Source organism: Pseudomonas sp. 21LCFQ010, from assembly GCF_024129905.1.
GTDB lineage: Bacteria > Pseudomonadota > Gammaproteobacteria > Pseudomonadales > Pseudomonadaceae > Aquipseudomonas.
The window spans coordinates 38046-59077 of record NZ_JAMYDZ010000027.1 but is presented as its reverse complement, the minus strand read 5'-3'; the positions used below and the strand labels follow the sequence as shown (position 1 = coordinate 59077).

Below are 21032 nucleotides of genomic sequence, written 5' to 3'. Positions count from 1 at the left end.
CAACGCTGGCAAGCCGCTCATGGTCGCGGCCATGAGCGGTGTCGTCAACTCCCCCTTAGCCGGCCGTCTTGCCGCGTACCGCCGCCACATACACCAGCAAGCCCAGCAGCGCGGTGGTGGCGCCGACGAAGCCGGTAGAGGTCCAGCCCCAGCCGGCGGCGATGGCCATGCCGCCCAGCCACGGCCCCAGCGCGTTGGCCAGGTTGAACGCGGCATGGTTGGAGGCCGCAGCGAGAGTTTGCGCGCCCTTGGCGATGTCCATCAGCCGGGTTTGCAGCACCGGACCGAGGGCGATCATGGTGCCGACACAGGCAATGCCCGGCAGCAGGGTCCAGATCGACTGCGCCGCCAACGGGAAAGCCAGCATCACCACGATCGACCAGACCAGTACGATGCCGATCGCCTGCACGCCGTAGCGGTCGAACAACCGCCCGCCGACGATATTGCCCAGCACCGCGCCGGCGCCGAAACTGGCCAATGCTGCCGGAATCCAGTTTGGCGAAGCGCCGGTGACCTGCAGCAAGGTGGGCGCCAGGTAGCTGAACACGCAGAACATACCGGCAAAGCCGACCGAGGCGATCAGCAGCAAGACGCCAATCTGCGGCTGGAAGAAGGCTTTGAGTTCACCGCGCACGCTGCTGGCTTCAGGTTTCGGCCCGCCCGGCAGCAGGGCGTACACCAGCATGCTGGTCAGCCCGGCAATCACCGCCACCACCACAAAGGCGTAGCGCCAGTCGAGGATCTGCCCCAGCCAGGTGGCCAGCGGATTGCCGATCAGGATCGCCAGGGTCAGGCCCATCATCACTGCACTGACCGCCGCGCCGCGTTTGTGCAACGGGCTGATGGCCGCTGCGGCCAGCGCGGCGACGCCAAAATAGGCGCCGTGTGGCAGGCCACTGATAAAGCGCGCCAGCAGCGCGCCGTGGTAATCGCTGACCATCGCGCTGGCCAGGTTGGCGACGCCGTAAAACAGCATCAGCGCCACCAGCAGGGTTTTGCGTTTCAGGCGGCTGCCGAGAATCGCCAGCACCGGGGCGCCGATCACCACGCCCAAGGCATAGGCGCTGATCAGATGGCCGACCTGTTGCTCAGTGATGGCCAGCCCCCGGGCGACTTCCGGCAGCAAGCCCATGATCACGAATTCGCTAGTGCCGATGGCGAAACTGCCCATCGACAGGGCGATCAGAATCAGCAGGCGCATGCCGGAGGAGGGGGTGTTTTCATTGCTTGTTGACACGGATGAACCTCATTACAACGGTGGTACGCAAGACAGCGAGGCCGGGCACCATACGGCATCAGGCCCGCACCGTCATGTGGGCACCTCTAAAAACTACCTGCGTTGCCATCGCGTTGTTGAAATCAGGCTCAAAATGCTCATTTACAACCCGTAAACTCCGCTTTCTCGCCTGATTTCGCCTAGCGCTGACTGCCTCGCCTACGTTTTTAGAGGCACCCGGATGTAGATGCTTGTTCTAGAGCATTCTCGACCCGCTTCGTTCAGCTTGAAGGCGGCGCTGTGCTTTGCCGCAAGGTCAGCTCGAACGGCAGGGTTACGTGCTGGGCGGCCAGCGGCTTCTTCTCGATCAGGGCGATGAGCATTTCGACCGCCAGTTGGCCGAAGGCTTCTGCCGGTTGCGCGATGGTGGTCAGCGGCGGGTCGCAGTAGGCCGCGAACGGGATGTCGTCGAAACCCACCAGCGAGATGTCTTCGGGTACGCGCAGGCCCTGTTGTTTGATCTGCTTGAGCGCGCCAATCGCCATTTCGTCGTTTTCACAGAACAGCGCGGTCGGGCGCTCGGCCAGTTGCAGCAGGTTCGCCGCGCCGTCATAGCCGGCCTGCAGGCTGAAGTTGCCATGACAGATCAGCGCCGGGTCTGGCGCGATGCCGGCCTGGTGCACGGCATCCTGATAACCGGCCACACGTTCGCGGGTCAGCGGGCTGCTTTTTGGCCCCTTGATCAGGCCGATGCGCCGGTGGCCCAGCTCGATCAGGTGTTGGGTTACGGCCCTGGCGGCGGCGCGATTGTCCAGGCTGATGGTCGGATGACGCCCCTGGGCGTCGACTTCACAGGCATTGACGATGGGCGGTAATTCGACACCGGGCAGTGGCTGTTGATAGGGATCGTAGGCGCGCAACTGAATCACCCCGTCGGCCTGGTGGGCGTACACCAGCTCGGCGAACTCGCGTTCGACGGCCTCGCGGCCCTGGGTGTCGCATAGCAACAAGCGGTAGTTGGCCGCTTGGGCCGCCTGTTGTGCGCCGCTGATGACCCGGGCGAAGAAGGTATTGGCGATGGTCGGCACCAGAATCACCAGATTGCCGGTCTTGCGTGAACGAAATTGCACCGCCATCTGGTTGGGCCGATAGCCGGCCTGTTCGACCGCCGCATTGACCTTGTCACGGGTCTGGGCGAGCACGCGCTCGGGGTATTTCAGGGTTCTGGACACGGTGGCGACAGAGACCCCGGCGAGCCGGGCGACTTCACGGATATTGGACAAGAGCACCTCTTTCAGAACGCGTAGCCTGCGAGCTTACCGCAGCTGGCCTATGGCCTGAAACGCTCAGGTCGTTAAGGCGAGCATTGACAGACCGGCATGACGGGCCTAGATTTCTGCATCAATGTAACCGGTTACATTCTGGGCGTCGCGAACTCAATAGTCTAGCCACGACCCTGCAAATGGAGAATGGATGAACACTGCAGTGCCGAAAGTAAGAATGGGTTTTGTCGGTGGCGGTGCCGGGGCGTTCATCGCTCAGGCGCATCGTCAGGCCGCCGGGCTCGATGGCCGTTTCGAACTGGTGTGCGGTGCATTCAGTCGCGACCCGGCCAACAATCAGGCCACCGCCGCGGTGTTGGGGGTGGCCGCTGCGCGGTGCTACGACCAATGGCAGCAGATGCTTCAGGCCGAACAGGCTTTGCCTGCCGAGCAGCGCATGGAGCTGCTGGTGATCGTCACCCCTAACCACTTGCACGCGCCAATCGCCAGCCAGGCGCTGCAGGCGGGCTTTCATGTGTTCAGTGAAAAGCCCGCCGCGCTGAACCTCGACGAGTTGCTGGCGCTCAAGCAGGTGGCCGAACGCAGCAACCGTCTGTACGGCCTGGCGCATACCTACTTGGGTTACCCGATGGTCTGGCAGGCGCGGGAGATGGTGCGCAGCGGGGCTATCGGTAAAGTCCGCAAGGTGCTGGTCGAGTACCCGCAAGGCTGGCTCAGTCAGGATGTGGCCGGGCAGGGTAACAAGCAGGCGGCCTGGCGCGACCAGCCGGAGCACTCCGGGCTGGGCGGCTGCATTGGCGACATCGGCACCCACGCTTTTGCGCTGGCCGAGTTTGTTGCTGACCAGCCAATCCGTCAGTTGAGCGCGATGCTCGGCACCCACATTGAAGGCCGGCAACTGGACGATGACGCCGCGATGCTGTTTCGCATGGCCGATGGCGCCAGCGGCGTGTTGATCGCCAGCCAAGTCTGCGCCGGCGAAGAGAACCCGCTGAAAATCCGCGTCTACGGCGAGCTGGGCGGTCTGGAGTGGCAGCAGGAAAACCCGGCCAGCCTGATTCACCGCTCGCTGGACCAACCCATGCGCATTCTGCGCGCCGGCCTTGGCCAGCCATGGTTGTGCGCCGCGGCGCTACAGCGCATGCGCCTGCCGGCCGGGCACCCGGAAGGTTATCTGGAAGCCATGGCCAATTTGTACGGCGCCTTCGCCACTGCCATTCGTGGCCAACTGGGCGGCCATCAGGTGCCCGGTGTGCCGGGTATCGAGGTCGGCCTGCGCGGCATGGCCTTTATCGAGACCGCTATCGCCAACCATCACGGCACGGCCAAGTGGAGCGAGCTGCCGCAACGGAGCACACCATGACTGATTCACTCAAAACCTCTGACGGCCTGCGTGGGCCAGGAATTTTTCTTGCGCAGTTCATCGCCGATCAAGCGCCGTTCGACAACCTGGCCAATATCGCGCAGTGGGCGGCTTCACTGGGCTACAAGGCGATTCAGTTGCCGACCCTGGATGCGCGTTTCATCGACCTGCAGCGCGCTGCCGAAAGCCAGGCCTATTGCGATGAACTCAAGGCGGTGTGTGCCGAGGCTGGTGTCGAGATCAGCGAGTTGTCGACTCACTTGCAGGGCCAACTGGTGGCGGTGCATCCGGCCTTCGATGAGTTGTTTGATGACTTTGCCCCGGCCCATTTGCGCGGCAAACCGGCCGAGCGCACGGCCTGGGCCATTGACCAACTGAAACTGGCCGCCCGCGCCAGCCAGCGCCTGGGCCTGACCGCTCACGCGACATTTTCCGGGGCATTGGTCTGGCCGTTTGTTTACCCCTGGCCGCAACGCCCGGCCGGGCTGGTCGAGCTGGGCTTTGCCGAACTGGCCAAACGCTGGCTGCCGATCCTCGACTGTTTCGAGCAGGCCGGGGTCGATTTGTGCTACGAGATTCACCCCGGCGAAGACCTGCACGACGGCGCGTCATTTGAGCGCTTTCTGGAGGCGGTCAATCACCACCCGCGGGCGGCGATCCTCTATGACCCCAGCCACTTGCTGCTGCAGCAGATGGACTACCTGGGCTTTATCGACCGTTACCACCCGCGGATTCGCATGTTCCACGTCAAGGATGCCGAGTTCCGCCCCGATGCCTGCTCCGGGGTGTATGGCGGCTATCAGGACTGGGTGCAGCGGCCGGGGCGGTTTCGGTCACTGGGCGATGGGCAGATCGACTTCAAATCGATCTTCAGCAAACTGACTCAGTACGGCTACAACGGCTGGGCGGTGCTGGAGTGGGAGTGCTGCCTGAAGGACGCCCGCCAGGGCGCTGCCGAGGGGGTGGCCTTCATCGAGCGGCACATGATTGAAAAGACCCGCAAGGCATTCGACGACTTTGCCGGCGTGTCGGCTGATGCGGCGTCCAATCGGCGCCTGCTGGGCTTGCCCGAGGCCTGAGGCCGGCACGCTGGTTGGCAAACCTACAACAACAATAAGGCGGTACTGTCATGACCAGAATGAATGCGCGACTGAGCGCAATGATGTTCTTGCAGTTCTTTATCTGGGGCGCCTGGTTCGTCACCCTGGGCACCTTTTTGGGCAGCAGCCTCGGCGCCTCGGGCGGGCAGATCGGCATGGCGTTTGCCACCCAGTCCTGGGGCGCGATCATCGCGCCCTTTGTGATCGGCCTGATCGCCGACCGGTTGTTCAATGCCGAACGGATCCTTGCAGTGCTGCATCTGCTTGGCGCGGTGCTGCTGTTGCAGCTCTACCGGGCCGAGGACTTCAGCGGCTTCTACCCGTATGTGCTGGCCTACATGATGGTCTATATGCCGACCCTGACGCTGGTCAACTCGGTTGCCTTGCGCCAGATGCGCGACCCGGCGCTGGAGTTCTCGCGCATTCGGGTATGGGGCACGGTCGGCTGGATCGTGGCCGGTCTGCTGATCAGCTTTGTGTTCGCCTGGGACGCGCAGAGCGCGATTGCGTCCGGCGCGCTGCGCAACACCTTCCTGATGTCGGCACTCGCCTCGCTGTTGCTGGGCCTGTACAGCCTGAGTTTGCCGAGCACGCCGCCGATGCAGGCCACGGCAGGCAATGCCGGCGTGCGGCAGAACCTGGGGCTGGATGCCTTGAGCCTGCTCAAGGACCGCAATTACCTGGTGTTCTTCATCGCCTCGATTCTGATCTGCATTCCGCTGGCGTTCTATTACCAGAACGCCAACCCGTTCCTGGCCCAGACCGGCATGGCCAACCCGACCGCGAAGATGGCGATCGGGCAGGTCTCGGAAGTGCTGTTCATGCTGTTGCTGCCGTTGTTCATCCAGCGCTTCGGGATCAAGCTCGCGCTACTGGTGGGCATGCTGGCCTGGTCGTTGCGCTACTTATTATTCGCTTATGGCAATAACGGTGAGCTGGCCTTCATGCTGTTCATCGGCATCGCCTTGCACGGCATCTGCTACGACTTCTTCTTTGTTTGCGGGCAGATCTACACCGACGCCAAAGCACCGCAGCGGTTCAGAAGCTCCGCCCAAGGACTGATTACGATGGCCACCTATGGATTCGGCATGCTGATCGGCTTCTGGGTCGCCGGGCGAGTGACCGATCACTACGCCACCGGCGCTGGCAGCCATGACTGGCAGGGCATCTGGCTGTTCCCGGCGGCCTTTGCGACGCTGGTGCTGGTGTGCTTTTTGCTGGTATTCAAGGGCCGTGAGCCTGGCAGCCCTGAAGCCAACAGCGCGCGAGCAACACGCTGAGCGCTCAATCAGCCGCTGGCTGATGCTTTTTCAAGCGATAGGCAAACTGCGCCCGGCTCAGGCCCAATTGCCTGGCCGCTGCCGCCAGATTGCCTGCACTGCGCTGCAAGGCCTCGTTGATCAGCCGTGATTCGAGGCCGTGCAGGGTAAAAGCCGGGTCCAGTTGGCCAAGGGTTTCCAGCAGCGGCGGGGCAGCTGCTGCTGTTGGGGCAGGTGGCATGCTGTTGGACAGGCTGCCGTGATCATCCACCCCATACGGGTCGCCGGGCAGCGGCTCATTGCGAAACAGATGCACCAGATCAATGGGCTGCCCCTCATCGCTGGCAATCAGGCCGCGCTCGATGAGGTTTTGCAGCTCTCGCACATTGCCGGGAAAGTCGTAGCGCAGCAGGACCTTGAGGGCACGCATGGTCAGCCCCGCCGGGGTGCGCTCATAGTCCCGGCAGAAGCGGGTCAGGAAGGCGTCGATCAGCAGCGCAATGTCATCGCGGCGCTCGCGTAATGGCGGCAACGCGATCGGGTAGACGTTCAATCGGTAGAACAGGTCTTCACGAAAGCTGCCGTCAGCCACAGCCTGACGCAGATCGATATTGGTCGCGGCAACGACGCGCACATCGACCCGGATGCCGTGCACGCCACCGACTCGTTCGATCTCCCGCTCTTGCAGGGCGCGCAGCAGCTTGCTCTGGCCGGCCAGGCTCAGGCAGGTGATTTCATCGAGAAACAACGTGCCGCCGGCGGCCCGTTCAAAGCGTCCGGGTCTTGAATGGGTGGCGCCGGTGTAGGCGCCGCGTTCGACACCAAACAGCTCGGCTTCGATCAGGTTATCCGGAATCGCTGCGCAGTTCAGCGCCACGAACGGGCCGTTGCGACGCTGGCTGAGTTGGTGCAACTGACGGGCGAACAACTCCTTGCCCACCCCCGACTCACCGCTGATCAGCACACTGGCCGGGGTTTTGGCGACCCGCTGCAGAGCCTGGGTGGCAGCATTGAAGGCCGCGCTGGCGCCGATCAGCGGCGGGTGCGGGCCGACCGCGGCGTGTGGCACAGGCGCGGGGGCCGGATCAGGATGGCTCAAGCTCGACGAGACATTCAGGTAGCTGAGGTCTTGCCCGGCATCGTTCCACTGCGCAGCGGTCTTGCCGACCACCCGGCAGCTGGCGTGGCCCATGCCGCGGCACTGCACCTCGCGGAAAATCACCATTTGCCCGAACAAGCCACTGACAAAACCCATGGCGTAGCCGGTTTCAGTCCAGCACACCGGATCCTGGGCGACACCGTGCACAGCCAGGTGTTCATCGGCTTCGCAGCAGTGGTGCCAAAGAAACTCGCCTTCGTAGAAACCCGATTCGGCGTCGAATTTGAAATACAGCGGTTCGACCTTGGTCATGCCTTCCAGGGTGTGCAGGTGGGTGCCGGCACGGAACACCGCAGCGGCATCGGCCTGTGGCCAGCGCTCGCGGATCAACCGGGCATCGCGCAGGCCCGAGGCATAGCCGGTGCGGGTGAACAGCCCACGCGCCTGCTCCAGCCCCAACCGGGCGATCACCTCGCTGCGCAGCGCGCCGAACGAGGAACTGTGCAGCAACAGCATGCGCTGGTCATTGAGCCAGATCCGTCCGTCTTCAGGGCAGAAAAACAAACAATCGGTCAGCTCCGCTGGAGTGGGCGAACTGCTGTCGCTTAACTGGCGGCTGTCACCACGCGGTGGAGCAGTGACGGGTTGGGCGCTGCGGGGATTAGTCATTGTTATGCCCCTGGATGGCTGAGTGCTTGATATGAGCAACTACGCAGATAGTTATTAAACATAACTTTATCAAATGAACAAGTCCGCGCGCTGATGCCCCGGCAGCCGCTTTGCACTGTGCAGCAGGGCCGCTGCATGCAAAGCCTTGGTGCAGAGCCTTTGGGCATTTATACGTGAAGGTGCTGAGCAACACGGCACAGCCCTTGCTCTGACCCTGGTGCGGCGCAGCCGAACACAATCATAAGAATCAGGAGTTGCCATGTCAGAGTCACACACCCCCTCTTTGCTGCAACCGGCGCTGGTGCCCGGATGCCTGTTCAACGGTGACTGGATTCGCGGGTCCGGTCTGGTTGATCCGGTTGTCGAGCCGGCCACTGGCGAGCCGCTGATGTACTGCGCCATGGCCGATGCCGATGATGTTGCCGCTGCCTGTCGCAGCGCTGCCTTGGCGCAGCCGGCCTGGGCGGCACTCGGGCCTCGCGAGCGGGCGCAGATCTTTCGCAAGGCTGCGGAGGTGGCCGAAGGCAATTTCGCTGAACTGGCGCTGTATGTGGCGCGGGAGACTGGCGGGGCGTTGTTCAAAGGCGAGCATGAAGTACGTGAGGCGATTGTCCTGTTGCATCAGGCGGCAGGCCTGTTGTCGCAACCCCACGGTCTGGTGCTGCCCAGCGCGGCCGGGCGGCTGTCGTATGCGCGGCGCCAGCCCCATGGGGTGGTGGGGGTGATTTCGCCGTTCAATTTTCCGTTGATTCTGTCGCTGCGCTCGGTGGCTCCGGCGCTGGCGGTGGGTAATGCGGTGGTGCTCAAGCCCGACCCGCAGACCCCGGTCAGCGGCGGCTTTCTCATCGCCCGGCTGCTCGAAGAGGCCGGCCTGCCCAAAGGCTTGCTGCATGTGCTGCCGGGGCGCGCTGACGCGGGCGAGGCGCTGTGTCGGCACCCGGATGTACGAATGATCGCCTTCACCGGCTCTACCGGCGCCGGGCGCAAGGTCGCCGCCGTGGCCGGTGAGCACCTGAAAAAGGTCGCTCTGGAACTGGGCGGCAAGAACCCGTTGATCATCCTCGAAGACGCTGATCTGGACCTGGCCGCGAGTAACGCCGCCTGGGGCGCCTGGTTGCATCAGGGGCAGATCTGCATGGCCAGCGGGTTGATTCTGGCGCACGAATCCATCGCCGCCAGCCTGACCCGCAAGCTGGCCGACAAGGCTAGGGCGCTGAGCGTCGGCAATGCGGCGCGTGGTGAAGCGGTGTTGGGGCCGCTGATCAACCCGCGCCAATTGCAGCGCCTGCACGCCATCGTCAGCGACAGCCTGCAGGCCGGGGCACGATTGGAGGCGGGCGGTGAGTATGAACAACTGTTCTACCGCCCCACGGTGCTCAGCGGGGTGCGGCCGGGCATGCGCGTGTTCGAGGAAGAACTGTTCGGCCCGGTGGCGGCCGTGGTGAGTTTTACGACCGATGAGGAGGCAGTCGAGTTGGCCAATCGCACCGAGTACGGCCTGTCGGCGGCGGTGATCTCGGCTTCGGTGGGCCGCGCCATGGCCATCGGCGAGCGGCTGAACTGCGGCCTGCTGCACATCAACGACCAGACCGTGGCAGATGAGTGCAGCAACCCGTTCGGCGGCCGCGGCGCCTCGGGCAACGGCGGCAGCGTCGGCGGCCCGGCGGACTGGGATGAATACAGCCAGTGGCAATGGGTGACGGTGAAAAACACCGCGCCGCAGTACCCGTTTTGAGTGATCGATTTATCGCGGCATGCCTACACAACAATAAGAGGGCTTGAACATGAATCTGTACAACAAAACCCTGCTGGTCACCGGCGTTGCGTCGGGCATCGGTGCCGAGGTGGCAAGGCTGGCGCGCTTTCAAGGCGCCAGGGTTATCGGCGTTGATCGCCACGAGGCGCAACTGAGCCTGGACGGTTTTTTTCAAACCGACCTGGGCGACCCTGCCAGCATTGACGCGCTGGTCGAGCGCCTGCCGGCCCGGGTCGATGCCTTGTGCAACATTGCCGGGGTGCCCGGCACCGCGCCGCTCGACGCGGTGGCGGCGGTCAACTATCTGGGCGTGCGGCAGCTGTCTACCGCGCTGCTGCCGCGCCTGGCCGGTGGCGGCAGCATCGTCAACGTGGCGTCGGTGTTGGGCGCGCAATGGCCGCTGCGCGTGGAGCAGCACAAGGCGCTGGCCGGCACTGAAAGCTACGCGGCAGGCCGCGCCTGGCTGGACGCCAACCCGGTACAGCACAGCGATTGCTATCAATACTTCAAGGAGGCGCTGATTGTCTGGAGCTTTCAGCAATCGCAGGCGTGGTTCCGTGACCATGGCGTGCGCCTCAATTGCGTCGCGCCCGGCCCGGTATTCACGCCGATCCTCAGTGATTTCGTCAGCATGCTCGGCCCGGAGCGGGTGGCCCGCGACAGCCAGCGCATGACCCGCCCGGCATTGGCCGACGAGGTGGCGGCGGTGATTACCTTTCTCTGCTCGGATGCGGCGCGCTGGGTCAATGGCGTAAACCTGCCGGTGGATGGCGGCCTGGCAGCCACTTACGTTTGAGCGCTTGCCCCCCCGCCAGCCCTGAGGCGGCGGGGTTCTGAACAATAAAAACAATACAGGACTTACAAGATGCCCAAGCCATTCTTGCGGCCGGTCGCGGCCATGCTTTGTGTTGCGCTGTGCTCGACTGCCCACGGCTACGACTTGCCCGGACTCAATCTGGGCTCCACCAGTTTCTATGATGGCTCGCCGGCCCCGGCCGGGCCTGGCTGGTACCTGGAAGAGTACCTGACCTACTCACGGGCCAGCCGCTTCAATGATGCCAATGGCGACAAGCTGGGCTTGCCCCGGCAGGATCTGGAGGTATTCGCGCCGACCACGCAAATCATCTACCTCGGCCAGCCATGGGCCAATGGCGCAATGCCGGGCTTTACCCTGATCAACACATCACTGGCCCATGTGGATGTCGATGACGGTCTGAACAACGCGGCGCTCAGCTCGCGTGCCGGGCTGGGCGATCTGGTGCTCGGCGCGTTCTTGCAATTGCCGACCCTGACCCGCGCCGACGGCAGCCCGCTGCTGACCCAGCGCATTGAAGCTGATGTGTCGATCCCGGTGGGCGCCTATGACCGTGAGCGCTCGATCAATCCGGGCAGCAACTTCTGGTCGTTCAACCCGTACTACGCGGCCACCTACTGGTTCACGCCAAAATGGTCGGCCAGCGGCCGTTTCATGTACCTGTGGAACGGCAAGAACAACGACCCGCAGGCCGGCTTCGGTGATGTCTCCGACACCCAGGCCGGTCAGGCGCTGCACGCTAACCTGACCTTGCAATACGCGGTCAGCCAGGCGTTTAGCGTGGGTCTGAACGGCTACTGGCTCAAGCAGTTCACCGACACCAAAGTCGATGGCCACGCGGTCAGCGGCCGCCGCGAAAAGGTCTGGGCAGCGGGGCCGGGGATGCTCTACGCGTTCAGCAAAGAGGACGTGCTGTCGGTCAACCTGTACTTCGAACAGGGCGCCGAGAACCGCACCGAGGGCGACAAGCTGGTGCTGAACTGGCTGCACAAGTTCTAGCTGTGCAGCCATCTGCTTAGCCGTTACCAGTTGTAGCTGACCGAACCCACCAGGCTGCGTTCATCGCCATAGCGGCATGAGTTGGCGCAGTACAGGTAGCGCTGGTTGGTCAGGTTCTGCGCGCGGACGGCCAGTTGCCAATGGTCGTCCAGTGCGTAGCTGAGCCGTGCGTCGAACAGGGTGTAGGCCGGGATCTTGCGGTCGCTGATGCTCGGCAGGGTATGGGTGGTGCCGTTGTAGCGTGCCCCGGCCCCGACGCTGACACCGTGCAGACCCAATGCGGCGAGGCGGTAGTCCAGCCACAGCGAAGCACTGTGGTAGGGCGTGCCCTCGATGCGCGAGCCTTCCAGTTGCGGGTCGTTGTCGGCGATCACATGGGCGTCGGTGTAGGCGTAGCCGGCGCTGAACGCCAGGTTGTCGGTCACTTGCGCCTTGGCTTCGAGCTCCAGGCCCTTGCTGCGTTCCTTGCCGGTCTGCTCGTCGAAATCGGAGCCGGGAATCGAGCTGGTGACGTTGCGCTGGGTCAGTTGATACAGCGCTGCACTGAGCAGCCATTCGCGGTCGGCTGGCTGATAACGCAGGCCGATCTCGTACTGTTCACCTTCGGTGGGTTTGAACGGTTTGCCGTCGGCGCCGCTGCCGCTGGCCGGCAGAAATGACTGGCTGTAGCTGGCGTAGGCGGCCAGGCCGTTGCCTGCGAGGTAGACCACCCCGACCCGGCCGGTAAGCTGGCTGTCGTCGGTAGTGCTGCGTGCGCCTTCGCGGTAGGTGCGGGTCGTGCTGTCGGCCCAGTCCTGACGCAAGCCGAACACGCCGACCCAGTGCTCATCAAACTTAAGCTGTTCTTGCAGGTAAAGACCCAGTTGTCGGGCGTGCAGGTCTGAGCCGCGATCGACTGAGCGGTCAACATTGGGCAGGTTACCGTACACCGGATTGGCCAGGTCCAGCACCGGCGCGTTACCGCTGAAGCGATGGCTGTCGTAGGTCTTGTGGTAATAGTCCACGCCGGCCAGCACGGTGTGTTGCCAGCGCCCGTGTTCCAGGTCCAGTTGCAGGCTGTTGTCGCTGGTCCAGCCGGTGGCGATGTCTTCGCGGCTGTTATAACTGCGCGACAGTTGCGAGAGATTGGCGCCGCTGACCCGGCTGGTGTTGAGGGTAATGTAGTCGTAGTCGGCTCTGGACTCGAAATAGCGCACGGCCTGGCGCAGTTGCAGGTGCTCATTGACGCGATGTTCGAACAGGTAGCCTGCGGTGTGCAGGTTGCCGTCATAACGATCGTAATCCGGCTCGCCGGCAAACAGGTCATACGGCACCTTGTAACCGGGTGTGCGGCTATACACGGTCAGGTCATAACGCATCGGCGGGGTGAGGGTGGTGCGGGTGCGCTGCTGGCTGGCGAGCAGGGTCAGGCGGCTGTCGTCGCTGATCTGCCAGGTCAGCGCCGGGGCAATGTAGTGCTTGTCGTCGTCAATGGCCGAATACTGGGTGCCGCTGTCACGGCTGAGCGCAGTCAGGCGATAGCTCAGGCGACCTTGCTCATCCAGTGCCCCAGCGTGGTCGGTAGACAACTGCATGCGCTGGTGATTGCCATACTCCAGATTCAGCTCATGCAGCGGCGTCAGGGTCGGGCGTTTGCTTACCGTGTTGACCAGCCCGCCCGGCGCCAGTTGCCCGTAAAGCACCGAGGAGGCGCCTTTGAGCACTTCAACGCGCTCCAGGCCGTAAGGCTCCTGGCCGCCTTCGAATTGAGTGCTCTGCATCTTCATGCCGTCGCGCAGCACGCTGCCGGTGCGCGGGCCGATGTCGAAACCGCGCATCCGGTAGTCATCGGCCACCCGGCTGTAGCCGTTGGGTTGGGCGATCACGCCGGGGGTGTAGTTGAGTACATCGGCCAGGCTGGTGTGCTGGCGGGCGGTCATTTCTTCGCGGGTGATGATCGAGACGGACTGTGGCGTTTCCAGCAGCGGGGTGTCGGTCTTGGTGGCACTGGCACTGTGGGTCGCCACGCGGCTGTACGCCGGTCCCCAGGCATTCTGCGCGTGGCTGGCGGCGGCAATGTCGATGGGCGCCAGTTGTACGGCGGCGTCGCTGCGCGGCTCGATGCTCAAGGTGCCGCTGGGGGTGATGCCCAGTTGCAGGGCCAGCCCTTGCAAGGCCTGCTGTACTGCTTGCTCGGCGCTGTAGCGACCGCGCAGCGCGGGGCTGTTCAGGCCACGGGTCAAAGACGCGCTGAAGGCGATATTGCGCCCGCTCTGGCGGGCAATGGCGGTCAGGGTGGCATCCAGCGGGCCGGCTGGCAGGTCGAAGTCGAATGATGCGTGACTGATATCAGCAGGCGCAGCCAGGCTGTCGGCACTGGCCAGGCTGGAGCCAAAAGCCAGCGCCAAGGCCAGGGCGATAGGTGAGAAGGGCGACGGATGATGCATGGCGGCGGGTTCCTGATGAGGTCGATGCCTGCCTTGTGACGTGAGCGGGGTGGTTATTAAGGGGGCGATGAAAAAATAATTCAGGCTCAGCGTAGGCTCACTTGGGTCCACCAGCTCAGCGGGCGCTCGACCCGTACTGGCAACACCTCCTGGAGGATGCGCAGTGCCTGGGGGCTGTCGTCCAGCGGGAAGATGCCGGTCACCCGCAAGGCCGCAGCCTCGGCGCTGATCCGCAGCCAGCCGGGATGATAGGCGCGCAAGGCTTCGATCACCTCGCTCACGGGGCGGTCATGGACCTCCAGGCGACCATCTTCCCAGGCCGCGGCGCGGGACAGTTGAGGATCCAGCGCCTGCACCCGCCGACCGTCGAGCTGCGCGCCCTGGCCTGCGCGCAGTTGCAAGGGCGCCGCGCCAGGCACCGAGACCAGCACGTGCGACTGTTGCACCCAGACCTGCGCCGATTGCTCGTGCAGCGCCACGCTGAAGCGGGTGCCCAGCGCCCGCGCCTCGCCAAACGCGGTACGCACCACCAATGGCCGCTCAGGGTCGCGCGCCACCTCGATATTCAACGCGCCCTGACGCAGCAGCAACGTGCGCTGGCGCCCGTCGAACAGCAGATCGACGCGGCTATCGGCATTGAGCAGCACCCGGCTGCCATCGGCCAGGTCGAAGCGCTGGCGTTGGGCGATTGCAGTTTGCAGATCGGCGCCCAGGCCGGGCAGCAGGCCCTGGCCTTGCAGCCACCAGCCAGCCAACCCCACTCCGCTCAGCCCCAATGCGCCGCGTAACAGGTGGCGACGGCTGTTGCCGGCACGGTCAAGCATTTCTCGCGAGCTTTGCGGTGTGCCGCTGAACACCTGACCGATTCGCTGCTGCAGCTGCTGCCAGGCCAGGCTGTGTTCAGGACTGGCGTGCAGCCAGTGTTCGAAGCGTTGCCGGTCGCCGTCACTCATTGTTCCGGAGCGTTGCAAGGCCAGCCATTCAACGGCTTGGGCTACAGCGGGCGGCAGTTGGCGGGCTTTCATGCCGGCTCCAGCGCCAGATAACAAAGCGCCAGCGCCTTGGCCACGTACTGATGAACCCGTGGCGCAGAAATACCCAGGCGCTGGCCGATTTCGGCGTAGGTCAGGTTGTCCAGCTGGCTGTACAGAAAGGCGCTGCGGCCAATCGGTGACAGGCCTTCGAGCAGCCGATCCAGCGCCACCAAGGCTTGCAGTGCCTGGGCCTGTTCTTCGGCTGACGGGGCGTAAACTTCGGGTTGCTGCGCCAGACTTTCCAGATAGGCGCGTTCCAGATCACGGCGTCGCCAACTGGCAAACACCAGACGCTTGGCGATGGTGGTCAGCAGCGCACGCGGCTCACGAATTGTCAGCGGGCAAGGCGCAGCGACCACCTGAACGAAGGTTTCCGAAGCCATGTCTGCGGCTTCTGCCGGGCAGCCCAGGCGTGCGCGCAGGCGACCGAGCAGCCAGCTGTGGTGATCGCCGAACAACTGATGCAGGACACGATTGCGGACGTTCAATTGCGCGGCGTCAGACCTGGATGGTGGCATGGCTCAAAAGCTAATGGAAATTGTTATCAAATGATGCCGGGAAGGCCGTTTGATTGCAATCCGCCAGACGCCCTCGCCACATGAGCCAGCCTTCTGGGGGAACCTTCGCGGTTTAAAACGATCAGACGCGCAGCCGCCGGGCAGAGACTCCCTGAGGCGGCAATCCTCGTTACACCCCGCAAACCTGCAACAGTTGTCAGCCGCTTGCCACCGATGGAACGCGACTTATCCAAAGGACCTCTCATGTCTGGATTTATCCGTGCATTCGCACGTCTTCTACCTATCGCCCTGATGACCGGCTGCGCCGCCAAGTCTCCGGTGTTCGTCAGCGAGCCGTTGCAACCGGCGGCCGGTAGCCCGGTGGCTTGGCTGGTCGGCAGCATCGGCCCGCAGGGGCGCGACAGCGCCTTTACCAATCAGCGCATCCTGTTGCGCAAGCGCGGTTCGCAAGACGGTGCGGCAGCCTGGTGGGGCCATGCCGAGGTGGCGCATACCCCCAAGGACATCGAAGACTCGCGCAACCCCGATGAAAAGGCGCTGCCTGGCCAGGCCAGTGTGTTCGTCATGCCGCTCAAGCCGGGCGATTACGAACTGTATGACTTCCAGTTTTTCTGGACTGGTGCCAACAGCAGCTTCCGTTCTTTGCAGGCGCGCGAGCAGTTCGTGGTGCCGCTGCGCCTGGAGGCCGGCAAGGCCTATTACCTCGGTGAATTTCGCTCGCGCTGCATCGGTATGTCGGTGTGCATGTTCTTGCATGCCAATCAGCAACCCCGCGATGAGCAAATCGCCCGGCGCTATAGCCCTGGTTTACCGGTATTGCAGCCCATGAATCTGGACCTGAAACCTGCCTATCCCTTCGTCCTGCCAATGCCAGCGCAGGGGCGAACCGACGCGCAATCAACCACCCCAAGGAACACACCATGAACAAACCGATGGTCTTTGCTGCCAGCGTGCTGCTGGGCGGCTGCGCCGGCACCCAGACGCTGCCCGATCCACAGATCGAGGCGGGGCGCGATTATCTGCCGCCGATCACGGTGATGGTTGATTCACTGGAGCATGGCGCCGAGTTGCGCAATTACCTGCGCGAAAGCGGGGTGTTCAGCAAGGTCGAAAATGGCAGCGCCAAGGCCGGGGAAACCCAGGTGATGGTCAACCTGAACGTCAAACGCGAACTGGCGCCCATGCCGCTGGTGTTTCTGAGCGCTGCGACACTGTTCCTGTTGCCGCTGCAAAACGACATGGACTCCAGGGCCGACTTCACCGTGATGCGCGACGGCAAGGTGCTCAAGCGTTATCACTACGAAAACTACATGGGCAAGTATTCCTGGCTGTTTGATCTCGGGGTGCCAGAGCGGCAGGAAAACATCCGGCGTATTGCTCGCGCTTTTGCCCGTGACATGCAGACCGCGAGCCTGGCCGCCCAGCCGCTGGATGCACCACGATGAACCGCTTGGTCAAGATATCAATAGCGGCTGGCGGGCTGCTGTTGCTGGGCGGCTGCAACCCGTCAATCAAGCCGCTGGGCTATCACGCGCAACAGCGCTATGTGCCGATGAGCCTGATGGTGGTGCCGCAAGGTTATACGCGCCATGACATGCAGGAACGCAACGAACTGACCGAGGCGGTCAAGTCATCGGGCGCGTTCTCGTTCGTTGACCACGGTTTCTCACGCAAAGGCTATGGGCTGGTCATCAGCCAGCCGCCGGGCGAGGGCGCAGGCGTGCTGGTGGCGCTCAACGCCCTGACCCTGCTGACCTTGCCGGTGCCTTACAGCTACGTGCATAACCTTGAGGGCAAGGTCTACAAGGACGGCCAGTTACTGCGCACCTTCACTTACAAGCGCGAAGGCATGAGCGTGGCCACCTGGTACGTCCCGCCGCCGATTACCGAAAACCGGCGGCAGATGCTGACCGAACTGATGCAGGATCTGGAGCGCAGTGCACTGATACCGCATGAGCAGGAGCAGCTTTAGCTGCGAGGGATGCGCAAATGGCGCTATATGCTCCCACTGAGGTATGTAGTGCCTAATTGAACTGTAGTGGCTTTAGCTGCGAAGTCTTTCGCGGCTAAAGCCGCTCCTGCAGGTTAATGCTGCGCGGTTATTCCACGGCCTCAACCACCCCCTGATCCTCTCCCAGAAACCCGCCACTCTGGTGCTGCCACAACCTTGCATAAACGCCGTTTTTCGCCAGCAACTCGGTATGCGTGCCCTGTTCGATAATCCGTCCATCGTCCATGACGATCAGCCGGTCCATGGCGGCGATGGTCGACAGTCGATGGGCGATGGCGATGACGGTTTTGCCGACCATCATTTCATCCAGGCTTTCCTGGATCGCCACTTCGACTTCCGAGTCCAGGGCACTGGTGGCTTCGTCGAGCAGCAGGATCGGTGCGTTCTTGAGCATCACCCGAGCGATGGCGATGCGTTGCCGCTGGCCGCCGGACAGCTTGATGCCGCGCTCGCCAACCTGGGTGTCATAGCCACTGCGGCCATGCTTGTCGCTCAACTGACGGATGAAGCCGTCGGCCTGGGCGTTGATGGCGGCGCGCCGGACCTGCTCGTCGCTGGCATCCGGGCGGCCGTAGGCGATGTTGTCGCGGATCGAACGGTGCAGCAGCGAAGTGTCCTGAGTGACCATGCCAATGGCGCTGCGCAGGCTGTCTTGCGTGACCTTGGCGACGTTCTGGCCATCAACCCGAATCTCGCCTTGGTCGACGTCATAAAAGCGCAGCAGTAGGTTGATCAGGGTGGACTTGCCGGCCCCGGAGCGGCCCACCAGGCCGACTTTTTCACCCGCGCGGATGTTCAGCGTCAGGCCGTCGAGTACCTGGCGCTCGCCGTTATAGTTGAAACTCACGTTGTCGAAGGTCACGGCGCCGCCGGTGGTCGCAAGCTCCGTGGCATTCGGCGCGTCCTGGACCTTGGGCCCCTTGGTCAGGGTTTCCATGCCGTCCTGCACGGTGCCAATGCTCTCGAACAGCGAGGTCATCTGCCACATGATCCAGTGCGACATACCGTTGATACGCAAGGCCATGGCGGTGATTGCCGCCACTGCACCGGTGCCGACGTCACCCTGGTGCCACAGCCACAGGGCATAGCCGCCGGCACCGATGATCAGCGCGACCACCAGGGTCTGGTTGACGATCTCGAACTGGCTGACCAGCCGCATCTGGCGAAAGCCGGTCTGCTTGAAGTCTTCCATCGCCGCGCGGGCAAAGTGCGCCTCGCGTTTGGAGTGCGAGAACAGCTTGACCGTGGTGATGTTGGTGTAGGCGTCGGAGATCCGGCCGGTCATCGAGGAGCGCGCATTGGCCTGTTCCTGACCGACCTGACCCAGACGCGGCACGAAATACAGCATCGCTAGGCCGAACAGCACGATCCAGGCAATGAACGGCAGCATCAGCTTGAGGGCGAAGCCGCCGGCCAGGGCAATGATCGCGATGAAGTACACACCGATACCGGGAATGATCTCGATCAGGGTAAACAGCACTTCACGCACGCCCAGCGCGGTCTGCATCACTTTGGTGGTGACCCGCCCGGAAAACTCATCGGAGAAGAACGACAGGCTCTGGCGCAGCATCAGCCGGTGAAAATCCCAGCGCAGCCGCAGCGGCAGGTTGATTGCCAACACCTGATGCTGAACCATGGTGCGCAGCGCCACCAGCCCTATGCTGACCAGTAGCACAATGCCGATGCCCCACAGCACACCGCTTTCTTCGGCGCTCACCGCACCGCCGGCCTGCCAGGTCGACAGCAGGTCCACGACTTGCCCAAGAAACGAAAACAGCCAGGCTTCGTAGATCGAGACGGCGGCGCTGAGCAGCGCAAACATGAGGATGTAGCCACGCGCACCGCGGGTGCAGGCCCACAGAAAACGCGCCAGGCCCATGGGCGGTGGCGGCGTCTCGTCGGGCGGGAAAGGGTCAAGCCAGCGTTCAAAAATGCGAAGCATCGGGGTCTCCGAAGTGTTCAAGTCAGCGCGATTTTGCCACTGTGTGATTGTCTTGAGTGATCTCTGGACGATTTTTCCCAGAGAAGATTCAGTTCGTCAGGCGCGAGCGCGCGCTGGCAAAGTCATGAGTCTCGAGCCGGTCGCAGACAGGTGGCCAGGCCATGGGTGGCTACACCGGCGCTGTAAATGGGACTAGACTGGACCTGTCGCTGAAACGTTTCATCTGTTTAAGCGAATCATAATTCCAAGAAAGGAACCGCCCATGAAAATGCCTCTGATTTCCTGCGCCATTGCCGCTCTTTCTCTTAGCACTCAGGCCCTTGCCTGGGACTTCGTGCTGCTCGACAGCGACAAGCCCGCCAGCAATATGCGGATCACCAGCGAGCAGCTTGGGGTCAAGCTCGACAAGCCTTTTTCCATCAGCATGCGCACCCTGCATGGCGGGCGTCAGGAAGGTGTGAGCCTGATTGATATTGATAACGGCACGATGAAGCTGACGCTGGTGCCGACCCGTGGCATGAACGTACTCAATGCTCAGGTCGGCGAGGCCAGGATGGGCTGGGATTCGCCGGTCAAGGAAGTGGTCAACCCGGCCTTCATTGAGCTTAACGGGCGCGGCGGTCTGGGCTGGCTGGAAGGCTTCAACGAACTGGTCACCCGCTGCGGTTACGAATGGGTCGGTCATCCGGGCATCGACAATGGCGAGTTGCTGACCCTGCATGGCCGCGCAGCGAATATTCCGGCCAGCAAGGTCACCGTGCATATCGACCAAACCCCGCCGTATGCCATTCGGGTGCGTGGTGAGTTGAAAGAGCAGGCGTTCAAGAAAGTCGATTTCAGCGTGCAGACCGAACTGGTGACTGAGCCGGGTACGGCGCGGTTCGTGCTCAATGACACCTTGACCAATAATGGCGACTATCCAAAGGAATACCAGGCGCTGTACCACAGCAACTTCAGTACGCCGTTTTTGGAGGAGGGCGCGCGCTTTGCCGCGCCGGTCAAGCAAGTGTCGCCTTTCAACGATAAAGCCAAAGCCGACCTGAGCGACTGGCAGACCTATCGCGGGCCGACCCCTGACTACGATGAAACCGTGTACAACGTGGTGCCTTACGGCGACGACCAAGGCAACACGCTGACGGTGCTGCACAACAAAGCCGCCAGCCTCGGCGTTGCGGTGGGCTTCAATATCCAGCAGTTGCCAGTGTTCTCGCTATGGAAAAACACTGACACCCGCGGCCAGGGCTACGTCACCGGGTTGGAGCCTGGCACCAGTTTCTCGTACAACCGGCGTTACCAGCGACCGCTGAATCTGGTGCCGACCATTGGTCCTGAACAACAGCGTCAGTTCAGCATCAGCTACGCCTTGCTGGCCGATAAACCGGCGGTGGACCAGGCACTGCAGCAGATCAAAACGATCCAGAACGGTCGAGCGACCGAGGTGCGCCAGGTGCCGTTGGTGGATTTGAGCAAAGAGTAAACAATCATTTTGCCGGTGCCCGGTGCTTGAAGCGCCGATCACCGGCACGGGCGCGCGTTGTCTGCA

At 63.0% G+C, this 21032-nt stretch carries 17 protein-coding genes; 10 read left to right on the top strand and 7 right to left on the bottom strand.

Translation table 11 applies throughout. From position 1 onward, the window contains the following. Positions 1 to 55: 55 nt before the first annotated feature. Positions 56 to 1201, bottom strand: a complete 1146-nt coding sequence (locus tag NJC38_RS24025; RefSeq protein ID WP_045491621.1) for an MFS transporter — start codon at positions 1199 to 1201, stop codon at positions 56 to 58. A 296-nt stretch (positions 1202 to 1497) separates the two neighbouring features. After that, the gene (locus tag NJC38_RS24020; protein WP_253117370.1) at positions 1498 to 2499 is read right to left on the bottom strand and encodes a LacI family DNA-binding transcriptional regulator; all 1002 of its coding nucleotides are present in this window, start codon (positions 2497 to 2499) and stop codon (positions 1498 to 1500) included. Between the two features lie 190 nt (positions 2500 to 2689). On the opposite strand from NJC38_RS24020, the gene NJC38_RS24015 reads away from it, so the two are divergent. The 3 genes from NJC38_RS24015 to NJC38_RS24005 are packed head-to-tail and all read left to right on the top strand — an operon-like array spanning position 2690 to position 6242. Next, on the top strand, positions 2690 to 3862 hold the full coding sequence (locus tag NJC38_RS24015) for a Gfo/Idh/MocA family oxidoreductase (RefSeq protein WP_253117369.1): 1173 nt from the start codon (positions 2690 to 2692) through the stop codon (positions 3860 to 3862). Continuing rightward, entirely contained in the window at positions 3859 to 4941 is a 1083-nt protein-coding gene (locus NJC38_RS24010; protein WP_253117368.1) for a sugar phosphate isomerase/epimerase, read from the top strand. The genes NJC38_RS24015 and NJC38_RS24010 overlap by 4 nt, the downstream gene beginning before the upstream one ends. A gap of 50 nt (positions 4942 to 4991) precedes the next feature. Beyond that, the gene (locus NJC38_RS24005) at positions 4992 to 6242 is read left to right on the top strand and encodes an MFS transporter (RefSeq protein WP_253117367.1); all 1251 of its coding nucleotides are present in this window, start codon (positions 4992 to 4994) and stop codon (positions 6240 to 6242) included. Between the two features lie 4 nt (positions 6243 to 6246). On the opposite strand, the gene NJC38_RS24000 is transcribed toward NJC38_RS24005, so the two are convergent. After that, a complete protein-coding gene (locus tag NJC38_RS24000; RefSeq protein WP_253117366.1) occupies positions 6247 to 7989 on the bottom strand; it encodes a sigma-54-dependent Fis family transcriptional regulator in 1743 nt (580 codons plus the stop codon). 259 nt (positions 7990 to 8248) lie between these two features. On the opposite strand from NJC38_RS24000, the gene NJC38_RS23995 reads away from it, so the two are divergent. The 3 genes from NJC38_RS23995 to NJC38_RS23985 all read left to right on the top strand — a co-directional run bounded on the left by NJC38_RS23995 (position 8249) and on the right by NJC38_RS23985 (position 11558). After that, positions 8249 to 9724, top strand: coding sequence for a benzaldehyde dehydrogenase (locus tag NJC38_RS23995; protein WP_253117365.1), 1476 nt, complete (start codon positions 8249 to 8251; stop codon positions 9722 to 9724). 49 nt (positions 9725 to 9773) lie between these two features. Continuing rightward, positions 9774 to 10541, top strand: coding sequence for a coniferyl-alcohol dehydrogenase (locus NJC38_RS23990; protein WP_253117364.1), 768 nt, complete (start codon positions 9774 to 9776; stop codon positions 10539 to 10541). A gap of 69 nt (positions 10542 to 10610) precedes the next feature. Then, positions 10611 to 11558 (top strand): transporter, encoded by a 948-nt coding sequence (locus NJC38_RS23985; RefSeq protein ID WP_253117363.1) that lies wholly within the window; start codon positions 10611 to 10613, stop codon positions 11556 to 11558. A 23-nt stretch (positions 11559 to 11581) separates the two neighbouring features. Here the strand turns inward: NJC38_RS23985 and NJC38_RS23980 are convergent, their stop codons facing one another. From NJC38_RS23980 to NJC38_RS23970, 3 genes are all read right to left on the bottom strand, one after another. Next, positions 11582 to 13984 (bottom strand): TonB-dependent siderophore receptor, encoded by a 2403-nt coding sequence (locus tag NJC38_RS23980; protein ID WP_253117362.1) that lies wholly within the window; start codon positions 13982 to 13984, stop codon positions 11582 to 11584. 86 nt (positions 13985 to 14070) lie between these two features. Then, positions 14071 to 15009, bottom strand: a complete 939-nt coding sequence (locus tag NJC38_RS23975) for a FecR family protein (protein WP_045491599.1) — start codon at positions 15007 to 15009, stop codon at positions 14071 to 14073. Continuing rightward, positions 15006 to 15536 carry a sigma-70 family RNA polymerase sigma factor gene (locus NJC38_RS23970; protein ID WP_045491596.1) on the bottom strand — a complete coding sequence of 177 codons (531 nt, stop codon included), beginning with the start codon at positions 15534 to 15536 and terminating at the stop codon, positions 15006 to 15008. Before NJC38_RS23970 ends, NJC38_RS23975 begins: the two co-directional genes overlap by 4 nt. A 243-nt stretch (positions 15537 to 15779) precedes the next feature. Between NJC38_RS23970 and NJC38_RS23965 the strand changes: the two genes are divergently transcribed. Genes NJC38_RS23965 through NJC38_RS23955 form a run of 3 tightly spaced genes read left to right on the top strand, consistent with a single transcriptional unit; the run spans position 15780 to position 17508 of the window. Then, positions 15780 to 16460, top strand: a complete 681-nt coding sequence (locus tag NJC38_RS23965; RefSeq protein WP_253117361.1) for a hypothetical protein — start codon at positions 15780 to 15782, stop codon at positions 16458 to 16460. Continuing rightward, the gene (locus NJC38_RS23960) at positions 16457 to 16981 is read left to right on the top strand and encodes a hypothetical protein (RefSeq protein WP_253117360.1); all 525 of its coding nucleotides are present in this window, start codon (positions 16457 to 16459) and stop codon (positions 16979 to 16981) included. The genes NJC38_RS23965 and NJC38_RS23960 overlap by 4 nt, the downstream gene beginning before the upstream one ends. Next, positions 16978 to 17508 carry a hypothetical protein gene (locus NJC38_RS23955; protein WP_253117359.1) on the top strand — a complete coding sequence of 177 codons (531 nt, stop codon included), beginning with the start codon at positions 16978 to 16980 and terminating at the stop codon, positions 17506 to 17508. The genes NJC38_RS23960 and NJC38_RS23955 overlap by 4 nt, the downstream gene beginning before the upstream one ends. A gap of 127 nt (positions 17509 to 17635) precedes the next feature. Here the strand turns inward: NJC38_RS23955 and NJC38_RS23950 are convergent, their stop codons facing one another. Next, the gene (locus tag NJC38_RS23950) at positions 17636 to 19489 is read right to left on the bottom strand and encodes an ABC transporter ATP-binding protein (protein ID WP_253117358.1); all 1854 of its coding nucleotides are present in this window, start codon (positions 19487 to 19489) and stop codon (positions 17636 to 17638) included. A 262-nt stretch (positions 19490 to 19751) separates the two neighbouring features. On the opposite strand from NJC38_RS23950, the gene NJC38_RS23945 reads away from it, so the two are divergent. Next, positions 19752 to 20966 carry an aldose 1-epimerase family protein gene (locus tag NJC38_RS23945; RefSeq protein ID WP_045491585.1) on the top strand — a complete coding sequence of 405 codons (1215 nt, stop codon included), beginning with the start codon at positions 19752 to 19754 and terminating at the stop codon, positions 20964 to 20966. Positions 20967 to 21032: the final 66 nt, after the last annotated feature.

What these genes read in the sequence shown, in the direction of transcription:
- NJC38_RS24025 (WP_045491621.1), bottom strand. Translation starts at nt 1,201, where the DNA reads ATGCGCCTGCTGATTCTGATCGCCCTGTCGATGGGCAGTTTCGCCATC.
- NJC38_RS24015 (WP_253117369.1), top strand. Translation starts at nt 2,690, where the DNA reads ATGAACACTGCAGTGCCGAAAGTAAGAATGGGTTTTGTCGGTGGCGGT.
- NJC38_RS24010 (WP_253117368.1), top strand. Translation starts at nt 3,859, where the DNA reads ATGACTGATTCACTCAAAACCTCTGACGGCCTGCGTGGGCCAGGAATT.
- NJC38_RS24005 (WP_253117367.1), top strand. Translation starts at nt 4,992, where the DNA reads ATGACCAGAATGAATGCGCGACTGAGCGCAATGATGTTCTTGCAGTTC.
- NJC38_RS24000 (WP_253117366.1), bottom strand. Translation starts at nt 7,989, where the DNA reads ATGACTAATCCCCGCAGCGCCCAACCCGTCACTGCTCCACCGCGTGGT.
- NJC38_RS23995 (WP_253117365.1), top strand. Translation starts at nt 8,249, where the DNA reads ATGTCAGAGTCACACACCCCCTCTTTGCTGCAACCGGCGCTGGTGCCC.
- NJC38_RS23990 (WP_253117364.1), top strand. Translation starts at nt 9,774, where the DNA reads ATGAATCTGTACAACAAAACCCTGCTGGTCACCGGCGTTGCGTCGGGC.
- NJC38_RS23985 (WP_253117363.1), top strand. Translation starts at nt 10,611, where the DNA reads ATGCCCAAGCCATTCTTGCGGCCGGTCGCGGCCATGCTTTGTGTTGCG.
- NJC38_RS23980 (WP_253117362.1), bottom strand. Translation starts at nt 13,984, where the DNA reads ATGCATCATCCGTCGCCCTTCTCACCTATCGCCCTGGCCTTGGCGCTG.
- NJC38_RS23975 (WP_045491599.1), bottom strand. Translation starts at nt 15,009, where the DNA reads ATGAAAGCCCGCCAACTGCCGCCCGCTGTAGCCCAAGCCGTTGAATGG.
- NJC38_RS23970 (WP_045491596.1), bottom strand. Translation starts at nt 15,536, where the DNA reads ATGCCACCATCCAGGTCTGACGCCGCGCAATTGAACGTCCGCAATCGT.
- NJC38_RS23965 (WP_253117361.1), top strand. Translation starts at nt 15,780, where the DNA reads ATGTCTGGATTTATCCGTGCATTCGCACGTCTTCTACCTATCGCCCTG.
- NJC38_RS23960 (WP_253117360.1), top strand. Translation starts at nt 16,457, where the DNA reads ATGAACAAACCGATGGTCTTTGCTGCCAGCGTGCTGCTGGGCGGCTGC.
- NJC38_RS23955 (WP_253117359.1), top strand. Translation starts at nt 16,978, where the DNA reads ATGAACCGCTTGGTCAAGATATCAATAGCGGCTGGCGGGCTGCTGTTG.
- NJC38_RS23950 (WP_253117358.1), bottom strand. Translation starts at nt 19,489, where the DNA reads ATGCTTCGCATTTTTGAACGCTGGCTTGACCCTTTCCCGCCCGACGAG.
- NJC38_RS23945 (WP_045491585.1), top strand. Translation starts at nt 19,752, where the DNA reads ATGAAAATGCCTCTGATTTCCTGCGCCATTGCCGCTCTTTCTCTTAGC.